Genomic DNA, 13,017 nt, shown 5'->3' on the forward strand with positions numbered 1-13,017 from the left:
GTGGTGAAGCCCCACCTGGACGTTGCCCGGGTGGCTCGCCTGGTCGGCGACCTGCCCGACGGCCGGTGCCGCCTCGGCAGCGGCTACTGGGTCTCCAACCAGCTCGTCGTAACCGCCGCCCATGTGCTGAAGGACATCACGGGCGTGGCGGCCCGTCTCGGCGGTGACGGAATTGACCGGCCGGTGACGTGCGTGTGGCGGGACGAGGCCCTGGACTTGGCCCTGCTCCGGTTCGACACGCCGCCCGCGACGCCTATCGAGCCCGTGCGGCTGGGGAGCGTGGACCGCGGCAGGCACACGGACGTGTCCGCCCATGCGCTCGGCTATCCCGGATGGGCCGAGGTCGACAGGAGTTCCCCTCAGGCGCCGGACGACGTCTGGCGGGGCCGGGCCGGGGTCCGCTGCAGGATCCTTACCAGCGATACCGGAGCACCGGACAGACTGCGCGTCGTCGTGGAAGACGCCGCACCCGCCCCGGCGCCGCCCGGCGAGAGCCCCTGGCAGGGCATGTCCGGCGCAGCGTTGATCACCGAGGACTCCGGGCTCCTGATCGCCGTGGTCAACGACCACGTTCCGGCGGCCGGCGTCGGCAGGCTCGAGGTGACGCCGCTCGATCGAGTCGACGACGAGGAGTGGCGGGCGCTGCTGCGAACGGAGGACGTGGACCCGCGGCCCCTGCCGGCGCTGCCCGACGGCTGGGACCGCACCGGGCGGCAGGACCGCAACAATGCACTGCGGCAGCACCACGTCCGTTTGGACGTGATTCGCAGGTCGTACCGGCCGCTCGTCAAAGAGAAGCTGCCCTACGTCGACCCCGGTGGCGCCGGCTCGCCCGGCGCCGTCCTCGCCCGCCTCGCCAACCTGGCCAGCCGACCGGGCCTGCCCGCCGGGCTGGTCGTCGTCGGCGAGCCCGGAGCCGGCAAGACACGGCTGTGTCTGGAAACCGCTGCCCTGGCTGAGGACAGCCGGGATTGGCTGGTTGTGCACCTCACCAAAGCGGCGTCCCTGATCGACGTGTGGGACAGCGTCCAGGAACTGGCGGACCAGGTGCTCGTGGTCGCCGACCACATCGACTGGATCGCCGAGCCGGGGACGACCTACAACGAGGTGTTCTCCGAGGCCGCCGGATCTGGTGTCCGGCTCGCCGTACTGACGACCGCTCGCCGCGTGCGGCTGAATGATCTCGCGGACGGCCCGCTGAACCCGATGAGGACCTTCGAGACCGTCGACGTCCGTTGGGACCGGCAGTACCACCGTGCCATCGGTCGGCAAATGGTGCGGAGCCTGGCTCGTGACGCCGTCAGGCAGCAGGGCGAGCGGCACCTTGAGCGGCTCTGCGCCGGTCCTCCGGCGGCCAGCCAGCTCTGCGCCACGTACTACGACAACCAGGCTCGCGAGGGCCACGACCTGACGGACGCCGTGCCCCGTCCCGACGACGAGTTCAGCAACTGGCTGCGCGACATCCTGCTCGGCATGAGGCTGCCCGTGGTGCCCGGGGACGGTGCCCCGGATTCCGTGACGACGGCCGTGGCCCAGATCGTCGTCCACTCACCCTGCCGGTTCGAAGACGCGCTCGACTTCTTCGCTCCGAGCTGCGATGACCCACGCAGGGACGCGGGCGGATTGATGATCGGGCGGCTCGTCGACAACGGCCTGCTCTACGCGGAGGACGGCGCGCTGCGGCCCGAGCATGATGTCTACGCCGACAGCCTGCTCGGCCACGCGGTGCTCAAGGCCGACCAGAAGACCGTGCACCGCGACGGCCTGCGCCGGGTGCTGGAGACCGGCTTGGCCGACGGCCCCGCCCTGGTGCGGGTCGCCACCGCGGTGGACCGGCTGCGCGAAACGCTCGACGCCGAGGTGGGCGGCAAGCTGGCCCGGGTCGTCGAGGAGTGGTGTGCCAATCGCCTCGAGGCTCTCCGGAACCTGGTCCTGACAGACCCCGAGGGCGAGGGCCGGGAGATTCGGACCCTCCTCATACGGCGCACCTGGCGCCCGGTGGCGGTACGCGAGCTGGCCGAACCGTGGCTGCGGGAGCACTACACCAAAGCCAGAGCCCGCGACGCCGTCCTGACCGCGGCACGCCACCTGCCCCCCAGGATCAGCCGCCGCTATCTCACGGAATGGATCTACGGCCACGCCGACCGGCCCGAAGCCGCGCTCGCCCTCCACCAGGCCCTGGAGGCTGACGACCTCGACCCGGCGACCCGGGAGTGGACCGCGGACCAGGCCTACGAGTGGCTCACCCGCCACTCGCACCGCATCAGCGCCTGCCGTCCGTTGCAGCGACTCCTCGACACCCGCAAGAACGCCCTGCCGCATGGCGACGCACGCATCGGGCAGGTCCTGTACTGGGCGCTGCGCTGGCTGCGCCGCTACGGCACGATGCGCGAGGCGGGCTTCGTGGCCAGGCCGCTCCTCCAACGCCGGGAACTCACCGGTACCGACCTCGCATGGGCGGCTCGCCTGCTCTTGGACACGGTGGCACCCGGCGACCCGCCGAACGCCACCTTCGCTCTCGAAGCAGTGCTGACGAGGCACCGGCTGTACCGGGACCTGCCCGAGGGGGTGTTCGAGCAGGCGGTCAAGGCATCCTTCGCCTGGCTGGACCACGACGCCGGGTACGGACTGCGTCCTGTCGCCGCGTACCTGCTCAAGGAATTGGTCGTCCCCGGGTTGCCCGGGCGGGATACCCTGCCGCATGCCGTGCAGGCGGCGTGGAACTGGCTGGAACCGAACGCCGACCAGCACGTCGAGCTGGGTCTGGTCCTGCCTCCGCTGCTGAAGAACGCCGCCAAGTCCACCGCCCGCAACAACGCCGCCTTCACCGATGACGAACAGCGACAGCTCGGACGCCTGGCCATGGACTGGCTGGCGGCGCGCGGCAGCTCCACGGGACTGAGTGTGAGCGAGGTGACTGGTGCCCTCTTGGACACTGAACTGCACGACGAGGACCCAGAGCGGCTGCACTGGCTCGCGGACCGGGCGCTGACCCTGCTTCAGGAGCGGCCCGACCCCACCGTGGCACGCTCCGTCCTGACGCCCATGCTGCGCCGGACGCACCTCGACCGGGACATCCGGGACCGGTTGCTGAAGGCGACTTTCGCTCAGTTGACCTCGGCTCCTGCCAGCCCGCACACGGCTTACCCGCTCACCTCGCTCCTGCGGCGCTCCGACCTCACCGGCGACGAGCCGGCCCGGGCGATGGCCGCGACGCTCCAGTGCCTGGACCGGTACCCCAAGGCGCCCGGTGCCTTGGGTTTGCTGACCACCGCTCTAAACAGTCGGCTCGCGACACTGACCGACCGCGCCCGGTTGGCCGCGAGAGCCGTCCAGGTGCTGTCCGTGCGCGCCCTGGTGCAGGAGAAGGGGCACAAGAAGAAGCCCAGTCTCGTCAGAGCCCTCCGGACCCGCCGCGCCGAGACATCCGCCGAGTGGAACCGTTTCGTCGCCCGCGCCTGCGACCTGCTGGAGCGGGCGGGACAGCCGAAGAGGGCGGGGTCTGCACTCGAAGACATGCTGAAGGGCACCGACCAACTCGACGCCCCAGTCCTCGAACGGCTGTACACCACATGCGTCGACTGGTCCACCGTCAACAACCGTGACAACCGGGCGATCAATCTGCTGGCGGCCGTGCTCGACAGCCGTGCGCCCTTCCCTGGCGTGCGCCGGTATGCCTCGCGGGTGGCATGGCGTCGGCTCCGGCCCGGCAGTGAGCGCAACGCGGCGAACGGAAGGCTGTTGGAAGCCCTGCTGCATGGCGGCGATCTGCCCGACGCGGAAGCGGTCGACTACGTCCTGGACGTTGCGCTGGACTGGCTGGAGGTGCAGCCGAGCGACCACGGCGGGGTCCGTCCCCTGCTGATGCAGGTGGCGCACTGGCTGGAGCACTCGCCCGGGCGGCCCCAGGCCGAGCATCGGCTACGGCGGGCTCTGGACCGCGCGGATGCCTGGCTGCGCGACCGCCCCAACGAAAGCACCGAGCGACGTCAGCAGGTCGAAGGCCACCGGCACCGTCTCGCTGCGCTGCTGGGCACCGACGATTCCTACTGACTTCGGTTCGTCAGGGTGAGGTTGGATCGTCGAGGGTCAGGCCGGTGCCCGCGGCGCACCGGCCAGGCACTGGGTGAGATCGACCGGCTCACCGGTGAAATCGTCGCCGTGGCCCGCGCGGCACTGCGGAACGCGGCGGCGGTGGAGCGCAATACCCGGCGCACGCTGGGCAAGTGGCCTTCGGGACGACTTGCGCACCTGGTGGGCGAGCTGGCCGAGACCGCGGCGGGCACCCGCCGACTGCTGGAGCAGACCGCCTTGCGACTGGCGGGCGTCCGCACCATCCCCGACCGGCTGGTCTCGTTGGCTGACCCTGACGCCCGGCCGATCCGCAAGGGCAAGCCCCAGCACCCCACCCAGTTCGGCTACACCGCGCTCGTGGCAGAGGACGAACGCGGCTTCATTGTCGACCACCAGGTCCAGCGCGGGGACCCACCCGACGCGCCGCAACTGGTTCCCTCGGTAGAGCGTGCCGCGTCACTGACCGGTCGCCCGCCGGGCGCGGTCGTCGCTGACCGCGGCTTCGGCACCGTGGCCAACGATCTTGCTCTCGCCGAACTCGGTGTTCAGCGGATCGGCTTACAACGATCTGGGAAGCCTGGAAGGGCACGGCGTGAGTACGAGCGAAGCCGCCCATTCCGGCGGATGCGGAACTGGAGAGCCAGCATCGAGGCCCGCATCAGTCACCTCTAGCGCGGTTTCGGCTTCTGTCGCACGCGCCTGCGGCGCCTGGCCGGCGCCCGGACCTGGGCCGGACTGGGAATCTTCGCCTACAACCTCCAGCGGATGACCGTCCTCAGCCGATGAGAGGCGATCTTCTCTTCCGCAGCCGCGAGGCTGACGCGGAGACCTTCGGCTTCGCCGAGCCAGCCTTCGCGTTCGGCTTTGATGATCCGGCCGTGCAGGTTGTTTCGGATCTCTTCGACTCGATCAAGCTGAGCGAGGTGCTCGCGCGGATCAGGGCGGTGGTGCGGCTGCCTCGTTCGCTGCGCGGGGAGGTATGCGCCGGTGATGGCACGACAGAACTGGGCGGACGGCACGCGACGCGGTAGGCCGTGTTGGTGTGGATCTCCAGATGGCAGGGCTGGTGGCAGATGACGTTCAGGTAGCCGCTGATGCTGGCCATCGCGCTCTTTCGCGGCTGTTCCAGGGGGTGCGGGTACTCGCGGGTGCTCATCAGACACTCGAAGAGGAGAGCCTGGAAGGCAAGTTGTCCGCGGTCCGGGGGATCCAAGGCGGGACGGCCGCCCTTCGCCTGGAGACGTCCCAAGTACAGAAGGCGCGCGAGTTCCGGCTGGCGGCCTACGCCGTGTGCATCGAGACGTAGATCGGCAAACTGCAGACCCGCTTACGGGAGGCCGCCACCTCGAGCACCTCGAGCACACCTCGCGATCACCCGGAAGACCGTCACCGGCCTCGCCGCTCGGTTCCCAGCCGGCCCGCCGGACCTGCCCGAGCACCCGGACTACCCCCGCATCCTCGCCGCCTTCAACCACGCGACCGGACCGCTGCGGGCCAAGGATGTCTGCGAAGCCCTCGGCCACGAACTGCTTCCGAAGAAAATCGAAGGCACCCGGGCCAAGCTGAAACGCCTGGTCAAACTCGGGATCCTCACCGAAGCCGACACTGACAGCTTCACCAGGAAGCACTAGCCGACACCAGCAGCCTTGGCCCAGCCTCACTCAGAAGCGGACATCAACGAACCGCCTCTCAGGATCTGTTGTCGGCGTGCAAGGGCATCGGCAGGGCGCGGACGGGACGAGTGCAGCCGCCTGCCGAGGGCTGCTTGAACGGAGGAGGGCATTGCGCTGATCACGGAAGGGTGCGAGGCCGTGCTTCACAATGTCTCCCTGTGACGAGCACCTGGATGACCACGGCCATTGCGATTGTCGGCACCCTACTCGGCAGCGGACTGACGGCGTTTGTAACCGCTCGGACTGAGCGGCGGAAGAACGAGGCTCTGGAGCGGCAGCAGATACGCCAAGAGGCCGCACAAGATCGCGCTGCGCTTCGTGAATTGCGGGTCGAGCACCAGAAGTGGCGCCGGGATCGCCGTCAAGCTGCTTACAAGAGCTTGATGGATGCAGCTCATGAAGCGCAGGGGGCTATCTGGCAACTGGCACGGCTGACCCTGGAGCCCTATGACCAGCATCGTTATGACATGCGGCGTGGTGCAGCCATCGATGCGGTACGGGCAACTCGGCAGGCCGCGACCACGGTTGAGCTCGAAGGACCCGCTGCTGTGGCGCAGGCTGGCGCCGAGTACGCGGAAGCCATCGATCGGCACATCCACCCGCCCATTCAGTATCTGATGGAACTGAGCAGGGGGACGCAGACTGATGAGCAGAAGGATCGCTATCGCTCCTCAGCTGCGGAAACGGGCCTTCACGTGGATGATATGCAGCGGCGCTTTGTTCCTCTCGCGCGCGCGGCCCTGGACGAGTTGATGGACGAGGCTGGCCAGCAGACGTAAGCAGTCTTGCCTCAGCCTCCCCCAGAAGCGGACATCAACTCACGAACCTCTCTCTGAGTGGGCGTTCACATAGGGTTCTTCCGGTATGCGGGTTTTGACCGTGCCCCAGTTTGAGCGCCTTCACCCGGGTAGCAGTCTTATGTTCTCCTCTGGGTCACGCACTCAGCTGTCCGTATCGTGCGCTTCCACACCCGGAAACCCGTCTGATTTGAAAATGCCACGGAACCGCCTGATTTTCAGCGGAACCGATCACTCCGGCATGCTCATGATCACGCTGTGCCGTGAGCGAGCGCAAGCCCTACCCCAGCGACCTGTCCGACGCCCGGTGGGCCCTGATCGAGCCGACACTGACGGCCTGGCGAAATTCCCGCCTCGAACGCCGGCCAACCGGACAGCCAGCCAAAGTCGAACTGCGCGACGTATTCAACGCGCTCCTCTACATCAACCGCACAGGAATCCCCTGGAAATACCTCCCGCACGACTTCCCGAACCACGGAACCGTCTACGCCTACTACGCCGCCTGGCGTGACGAGGGAATCCTCGCCCAACTCAACTACGACCTGACCGGACTCGCCCGCGTGAAGGAAGGGCGCAAGCCCGAACCGACCGCTTCCGTGATCGACACCCAGAGCGTCAAGACCTCCACCAACGTACCCCTGGCCAGCCAGGGAACCGATGCCGCGAAGAAGATTGTCGGCCGGAAGCGAGGCATCCTCACCGATACGATCGGCCTCCTCCTCGCCGTGACCGTCACCGCCGCCAGCCTGTCGGAAAACGCCCTGGGGATACGCCTCCTCGGCCAAGCCAAGAAGACCTACCCGACCATCTCCAAGAGCTGGGTCGACACCGGCTTCAAGAACGCCGTCATCGAACACGGCGCCCGCCTCGGAATCGACGTCGAAGTCGTCAAAAGAAACCCAGAAATCCGCGGGTTTCACGTCGTCAAAAGGCGCTGGGTAGTGGAGCGGAGCATCGGTTGGATCATGCTCCACAGGCGTCTCGCCCGCGACTACGAAACCCTCACCGCCAGCTCCGAGGCGACGATCCACATCGCCTCGATCGACAACCTCAGCAAGCGCATAACGGACGAGACCACGCCAACCTGGCGAGGAACCTACTAGGGCATACAGGACAATACGCCTAGATCAAATGCCCTCTGAGTGTTTCCTGGCGCAGCAACGAGGCGGTGAACCGCTGATTCGGGGCGGTCTGTGGCCGCGCTGGCCGGGGCGAGAGGGAGAACCTCGCGAGCGTACGATGACCGGTGTGACCGCTCGCCGCACCCTTGGCGCAGGCCCGGAGGCCGCGCACGGCATCCGCGCCCCGCAGGCCGACTTGCTCGCCTCTCTTCCCTCAGTCCGTCTGTCCGGCGGCCTTGACGAATTGAGGGCCCGGGGTGTTCTCGGCAATCACCCGGTGGCGTCTCCGGTCCCGCGGCGGACCCTCGGAACCGGCGGCCGTGCCGACGAGGGCACGCCTCCCGCCGCTCTTCCTGAGGCTCCCTCAACAGCGGGGGATCGGAAACCTCCCACCATCGGGGGCGGGTAAGGCCGAAGAGGCCTCAGCCGGTGGGGGAGCTTGCATCCCGGCTGGGGCCTCTTGTGTGTCCGGCTTTACAGGGCGCGGATGTTCTCCGCCTGCGGGCCCTTCTGGCCCTGCGTAACGTCGAACTCGACCTTCTGGCCCTCCTGGAGCTCGCGGAAGCCCTGGGCGGCGATGTTCGAGTAGTGGGCGAAGACGTCCGGGCCGCCGCCGTCCTGTTCGATGAAGCCGAAGCCCTTTTCCGCGTTGAACCACTTCACAGTGCCCTTGGCCATGCCTGTCTCCTTTGAAGGGACTCGTATCGGGTCCCGCACCGTGCGGGATCCGGAGGTGATCGCCCTGGTCCGGAGAGGCGTTGAACAGCAAAAACGCCCGCGATTGCGATCACGGGCGAACGGGACTTCGGAACCACGACTGCTGATCACGACGGTACACCGGCTGGTGGAGCTCGGCCACAAAGAACCAACCACGAAGGCAACATTATCCGTTGGACGACGACCGGCCGCCACTGTGCCAACGGCCATTCCGTTCTCCCCGTAGTGCGAGGGCCTGGCAGCGTCTGGAATCGTGTCCTGGCCTATCTCATCATCAGTGGATGACTGAGCGCATGGATGTGCCGCGGTTGCGAGAGCTGATCGACGGCGTGCTCGCCGGCCTGTACCAGCGCTATGGTCACCGGGATCTGCCCGAGCTGTGCGAGCGTCTGCGTCTCCCGCCGCCTCCTCGGGAGGAAGGCACACCAAGCATCAGCGCCTGACGGCCAGTCTGCAAGCCTGCCCCGATGACCGCCTGGGGCAAGTTGCTGAGGCGATCCTCGACAGCGGGCTACTCCCTGTGTCGGAAGGCAATCCACTGCAGGACGTGCTGTGGCTCGGGCGCCCCTACCTGGAGGTTCCTGGGCGTACGCGGCGAGAGCTGGCCAGGGACTTCGACCTGACGGATCACCTCGCCTACCCGGACCGGTTTCTGGCTCTGCTGGGCCGGCTGTGGGACCTGAGTGAGGATGAGTTCAACGTGTGGGGGCCGCACCTCGGCACACTGCGCGACGACATCCAGCGCCACGTGATCAGGTTTCGGGACGACTGGTCAACCGAGCGTCTTTTCGAAGAGCTTCGCGCGTTCGAGGCCCCGCACCCCTGCGTCGGACGCTTTCTGGAGGGCCTGTCCCCCTCCGCAGTCCTTCCCGAGGCGTTGTCAGGTTCGGCTCGGGCCGTGGGATGATCTTGGTAGAGATCGTCACGAGGAGATGCTTGGGTGTGGAAAGCGGGACGGCACCGTCGTATAGGGCTACCGGTTTCCGCCCGATGTGATCGGTCACGCTGTGTGGCTGTATCACCGATTCCCGCTCTCCTGCCGTGAGGTCGAGGAGCTCCTCCTGGAACGTGGCATCATCGTCTCCTACGAGAGGGTCCGGGCCTGGTGCGCCACGTTCGGCCCCACCTACGCCACTCAGTTGCGCCGCCGGCAGCCGCGTCCCGGTGACAAATGGCATCTAGACGAAGTGTTCATCAAGGTCAACGGGAAGATGCAATACCTGTGGCGCGCGGTCGATCATGATGGCAATGTCCTCGACATTCTCGTCCAGGACCGCCGCGACACGGCCGCAGCCAGGCGCTTCTTCCGCAAGCTCCTCAAGGGACTGGAGTACGTGCCGCGGGTGATCGTGACGGACATGGCCGATCCACAGACGTCCGAGCTCCGGATGGACGACCTCGCCCACGAGACCCGTCGCTTCCTACGGCGCCGTCAGCGTCAATCCCCCCATCGTCCGTGGCCGCTTTCACGCCCGCAACACGATCATCTAGGCAGTCAGATTGTTTCAACTCAATGAAAGTGCTGCCCGCTTCAATGTCCGGTAGCGCCGAATGTCGGTCCGGGCGGAGTCGTTCAGCAAGGAGCCTTCCGCGTCCCGCTGGGCCTCGTACACCGCCTCGTGAAGCCGTGCCTTGCGCTCGCAGGCGTAATCGTCGGCCGCAATGCGCAACTCCTTGCGGCCGAGGTCCCGTAGTGCGTTGTCTTCGCCGCCGGTCGCCTTGATGCCGCGGGCCAACTCTTGTCTCGGAGCCTGGAGATCCTCGTACGAGTGGCCTGATTTCCGCATGCACGAGGACCACCCGGACAGCGCTTTGGCGTACCGGTCGTCTTTTTGGACCCGGTCCATCACGGCCGCCTGCAAGCCCTCCAGTTCGTTCTCGAGCCTGTTCCAGCCTCGGCCGTACGCTGCTTCCCGGGCCTGGTAGGCGCACCCGTCGGGCCGGTAGGTCAGAACCACGTTGTTCGGGAGGGTGAATTTCTCCTCGTGCGTACCCTCAAGTTCCTTCGTCCAGCGAGCGGAGTGATGCGTGGCCGCCGGGAGGTCGTTGCCCGCGCCGTTGAGGATCTCGCCCACCGCGCCGTAACCATCTTGGCGTGCCTGTTCCTCACGCAGCAACCCGTACGGATTGGTGGTCACCGTCCGCTCGCTCACCGTCGCTCGCTGCGGCACGTACCTGAATCCGCGGCGCGCCATGCAATCGGCAACGGCGGACTCCTCACGCTCTCGCAAACGTGCGGTGTCCGCCACAGAGGTGACCAGGGAGGCAGACAGCGGCCGCGGGTCATACGTGCCCGGCCCGCGGCCGTTGCTGCCCGGGAAGGAACAGCCGGCCACGAACAGGGCGGCGGTGACCACAACCCTCACGAGTCGTGTGGGGGATCGGCTCATACGCACCATTTGTTTGAGTAGACGTGGTGGTACAGAGCCGTGCCCCATTCCGGGTTGTTGGCCACGTCGTTGAGCGAGTACATCCCGGTGCCACGGGCCAGTGTCCAGTAGTGGCCGGTGTAGTTGCGCTCGCTGTAGACCCGTACATTGCAGGAGGTACCGGCATTCCACAGGGACTCGGCGCCGCGGAACTGGGAGAAGCCGGTGAGGTCCGTGTTGTTCTCGTAGACCGCGCCGCGTGATCCGAACTCGTACGTCGAGGTGTAGGCGCACAGCGCGCCGGACGGGCAGTTGTTAGCGGCTTCGGCGGTGCCTGCCATCGCCGTAGTCGCCAGGACAAGTGCTGCGGCACCCAGGGAGGAACCTAGAGCGAGCTTCCTGCGTGTCCTCACGGTTCGTGTGATTTCCACGAGACATCCTCTCGGTGAACTTCGGGCCATCAGGTCGGCGTCCTGCAAGAGCGGGCGCCGGACGCGACAGCTTCGTCCGCCCCGGGCCCGATCAAGCGGGTACGCAAGGGCGCATATTTGGTTGTGATCAAGGGGCGGTTCGAGTGAGGTCCTTGAGCCAAATCGTCGAGGCGCAAGGTGGCGGCTGGCGAGTTAGCTCTCAGGGGTCTGACCTTGAGGGACCAGGCCGCGGCCGCGATCGCGCGGCCAGCCAGCCTGGCTCAGGACGTAGAAGACCTGCAGCAGGCCTGTCGCGGGGCCGACGACGGCAGTGCGGCAGCGTACGGGAGGCCCGCGTAGCGAATCACAGTTGAAGCAGCGGAGACTGGAAGCGCCTCAGCTACCGCGTCATTTCTCGACCGTACTCAACCGCCGGCCAGGTAGCGCAGTCCGCGCCAGGACTGCGGCCCCGGGAAACCGTCGACCGAGACGCCTCCCATGGTCTTCTGGGCCAGTTTCATCGCTGCCTGAGAATGCGGGCCGAAGATCCCGTCCACGGAGTCGCGGTAGTACCCGATCCACTTCAGTAGGCACTGCGCCTCAATACCTGCGTTCGTCACATAGGACGCCGACGGAACGACCGTGTTGCCACTGTAGTAGCCCGCGTATACGTAACCGCCAGAGGCGGAGTAGTGGCAGGTGTACGCCTGAGCCGACAGTGTCCGGGCCTCGGCGGCGGGGGCCATGGCTAGTCCTCCCCCGAGCACCACTACAGCCGCGAATGCCGCGGAAAGAGACTTGTTAGTACGCATGGTGAGATCATCCTCCAGATGATGTGTGAAAGGTCCGGATGGCAAATGCCGCCATGGCATTTGCGGGAGACCACGGTCCAGAAGGGGAAGGCACAGGGCGGCAGCAGCCGGCGGCCGAGCCACATGCCGTAGGGTCTGTTGCCTGCCACGTTGCCCCTGCCCGTTCACCGCATTTAGCTCGCGGCCCTTGCAGCTGCGATGGCGCCCGGACCCGCATGCGGCCGGTCAGCGCGGACGTGGGTACTGACTTCCGCTCGAACCAGGCCAGGAATTCCTCTGGCTCCCGGCAGGAAACTCACTCCTCAGTGCGCAGGCATCCCCACGTATGCGGGCCAACAATGCCGTCCTGTTGCGACGGCGGGAACTGGCAACGTGCCTGTGTACGCTTTACGGCCGCAACCGTGGCGGGCCCGTAGACGCCGTCAAGTGCGCTGGGCCCTTGGCCGTGGTAGTCGGTGAGGCATTGGATCTCCTTGACCCTGTCTCCGGTCGCTCCGGGGGAGACCGTGACATTCCAGGCCCATGAGTAACCAGCAGTCATACCGGCGTAATTGGTCGTCTCCTTCCACCACACCAAGCAGCGGCTGTTTAGGTGGAGGGGCGCGGAGGCCGACACCGGAGTGTGGTGCTGTGCGGCCGCCGAAGCGTGTGCCGTCGGGGCCGCTGAGGCGGCTTCGGCGCCAACCCCCAGGAACAGTGTCAGGGCCGCCCCTGCTGCGAGGAGGAGACGTGGCCTGGAATTCATGGGCGTCCTTTCGTCCTGCGGAGTCCTTCTTCGAGGGTGGAGGGGCGGCGCGAGGCCCATCCGCCGTGCAAGCGCATGGGCTTGCCTCATTCCTTAGGCGTTCGCCAGCCGTGGTCGCCCGTATGCGCTCAACAGCGGCCGTCCCGTGACGGTCGTCATCGCTGGCGTACACACGAAGCTTTCCGTGGGGGTGCCGGTCGTGTCATGAGCGAGCAGCGCACTCGACTTGGCGCACGACGCACTTTTCGGGGTCGCTGCTTACCGGCGATGATCGTGTGCACGGGGCAGATGGGCCCAGT

General features: G+C 67.0%; 13 protein-coding genes and 2 pseudogenes. 10 read left to right on the plus strand and 5 right to left on the minus strand.

Going from position 1 to position 13,017, the window contains the following annotated elements:
* From ACIHCX_RS33835 to ACIHCX_RS33865, 7 genes and pseudogenes are all read left to right on the plus strand, one after another.
* Positions 1–4,053 (plus strand): trypsin-like peptidase domain-containing protein, encoded by a 4,053-nt coding sequence (locus ACIHCX_RS33835; RefSeq protein ID WP_400036411.1) that lies wholly within the window; start codon positions 1–3, stop codon positions 4,051–4,053.
* Between the two features lie 51 nt (positions 4,054–4,104).
* Positions 4,105–4,860, plus strand: a pseudogene (locus tag ACIHCX_RS33840) (transposase); the annotation flags it as partial.
* On the plus strand, positions 4,857–5,105 hold the full coding sequence (locus ACIHCX_RS33845; RefSeq protein WP_400036413.1) for a hypothetical protein: 249 nt from the start codon (positions 4,857–4,859) through the stop codon (positions 5,103–5,105). The pseudogene ACIHCX_RS33840 and the gene ACIHCX_RS33845, both read left to right, overlap by 4 nt.
* A 23-nt stretch (positions 5,106–5,128) precedes the next feature.
* The gene (locus ACIHCX_RS33850) at positions 5,129–5,380 is read left to right on the plus strand and encodes a hypothetical protein (RefSeq protein ID WP_400036415.1); all 252 of its coding nucleotides are present in this window, start codon (positions 5,129–5,131) and stop codon (positions 5,378–5,380) included.
* Positions 5,381–5,705, plus strand: a pseudogene (locus tag ACIHCX_RS33855) (hypothetical protein).
* A gap of 200 nt (positions 5,706–5,905) precedes the next feature.
* Positions 5,906–6,526: a hypothetical protein gene (locus tag ACIHCX_RS33860; RefSeq protein ID WP_400036417.1), complete on the plus strand. Its 621-nt coding sequence runs from the start codon at positions 5,906–5,908 to the stop codon at positions 6,524–6,526.
* Positions 6,527–6,807: 281 nt separating this feature from the next.
* A complete protein-coding gene (locus ACIHCX_RS33865) occupies positions 6,808–7,647 on the plus strand; it encodes an IS5 family transposase (RefSeq protein WP_400036419.1) in 840 nt (279 codons plus the stop codon).
* Positions 7,648–8,139: 492 nt separating this feature from the next.
* Here ACIHCX_RS33865 and ACIHCX_RS33870 read toward each other — a convergent pair whose 3' ends face one another.
* Entirely contained in the window at positions 8,140–8,343 is a 204-nt protein-coding gene (locus tag ACIHCX_RS33870; RefSeq protein WP_100572255.1) for a cold-shock protein, read from the minus strand.
* Positions 8,344–8,663: 320 nt separating this feature from the next.
* On the opposite strand from ACIHCX_RS33870, the gene ACIHCX_RS33875 reads away from it, so the two are divergent.
* The 3 genes from ACIHCX_RS33875 to ACIHCX_RS33885 all read left to right on the plus strand — a co-directional run bounded on the left by ACIHCX_RS33875 (position 8,664) and on the right by ACIHCX_RS33885 (position 9,899).
* Positions 8,664–8,825, plus strand: a complete 162-nt coding sequence (locus ACIHCX_RS33875; protein WP_400036422.1) for a hypothetical protein — start codon at positions 8,664–8,666, stop codon at positions 8,823–8,825.
* A gap of 77 nt (positions 8,826–8,902) precedes the next feature.
* Positions 8,903–9,289 carry a hypothetical protein gene (locus ACIHCX_RS33880; protein ID WP_400036424.1) on the plus strand — a complete coding sequence of 129 codons (387 nt, stop codon included), beginning with the start codon at positions 8,903–8,905 and terminating at the stop codon, positions 9,287–9,289.
* 100 nt (positions 9,290–9,389) lie between these two features.
* The gene (locus ACIHCX_RS33885; protein ID WP_400036426.1) at positions 9,390–9,899 is read left to right on the plus strand and encodes an IS6 family transposase; all 510 of its coding nucleotides are present in this window, start codon (positions 9,390–9,392) and stop codon (positions 9,897–9,899) included.
* Here ACIHCX_RS33885 and ACIHCX_RS33890 read toward each other — a convergent pair.
* The 4 genes from ACIHCX_RS33890 to ACIHCX_RS33905 all read right to left on the minus strand — a co-directional run bounded on the left by ACIHCX_RS33890 (position 9,888) and on the right by ACIHCX_RS33905 (position 12,808).
* On the minus strand, positions 9,888–10,739 hold the full coding sequence (locus tag ACIHCX_RS33890) for a hypothetical protein (RefSeq protein ID WP_400036428.1): 852 nt from the start codon (positions 10,737–10,739) through the stop codon (positions 9,888–9,890). The genes ACIHCX_RS33885 and ACIHCX_RS33890 overlap by 12 nt on opposite strands.
* Positions 10,740–10,768: 29 nt before the next feature.
* Positions 10,769–11,092, minus strand: a complete 324-nt coding sequence (locus ACIHCX_RS33895; RefSeq protein WP_400036430.1) for a peptidase inhibitor family I36 protein — start codon at positions 11,090–11,092, stop codon at positions 10,769–10,771.
* A 494-nt stretch (positions 11,093–11,586) separates the two neighbouring features.
* Positions 11,587–11,907 carry a peptidoglycan-binding protein gene (locus ACIHCX_RS33900; protein ID WP_400036432.1) on the minus strand — a complete coding sequence of 107 codons (321 nt, stop codon included), beginning with the start codon at positions 11,905–11,907 and terminating at the stop codon, positions 11,587–11,589.
* 361 nt (positions 11,908–12,268) lie between these two features.
* Positions 12,269–12,808, minus strand: a complete 540-nt coding sequence (locus tag ACIHCX_RS33905; RefSeq protein WP_400036433.1) for a peptidoglycan-binding protein — start codon at positions 12,806–12,808, stop codon at positions 12,269–12,271.
* Between the last annotated feature and the right edge of the window lie 209 nt (positions 12,809–13,017).

This window comes from Streptomyces sp. NPDC052043 (assembly GCF_044548235.1).
Lineage (GTDB): Bacteria > Actinomycetota > Actinomycetes > Streptomycetales > Streptomycetaceae > Streptomyces.

Coding starts and splice junctions, on each gene's coding strand:
- ACIHCX_RS33875 (WP_400036422.1), top strand. CDS start 8,664: ATGACTGAGCGCATGGATGTGCCGCGGTTGCGAGAGCTGATCGACGGC.
- ACIHCX_RS33895 (WP_400036430.1), bottom strand. CDS start 11,092: ATGGCAGGCACCGCCGAAGCCGCTAACAACTGCCCGTCCGGCGCGCTG.
- ACIHCX_RS33870 (WP_100572255.1), bottom strand. CDS start 8,343: ATGGCCAAGGGCACTGTGAAGTGGTTCAACGCGGAAAAGGGCTTCGGC.
- ACIHCX_RS33850 (WP_400036415.1), top strand. CDS start 5,129: ATGGCAGGGCTGGTGGCAGATGACGTTCAGGTAGCCGCTGATGCTGGC.
- ACIHCX_RS33900 (WP_400036432.1), bottom strand. CDS start 11,907: ATGGCCCCCGCCGCCGAGGCCCGGACACTGTCGGCTCAGGCGTACACC.
- ACIHCX_RS33905 (WP_400036433.1), bottom strand. CDS start 12,808: ATGAGGCAAGCCCATGCGCTTGCACGGCGGATGGGCCTCGCGCCGCCC.
- ACIHCX_RS33845 (WP_400036413.1), top strand. CDS start 4,857: ATGAGAGGCGATCTTCTCTTCCGCAGCCGCGAGGCTGACGCGGAGACC.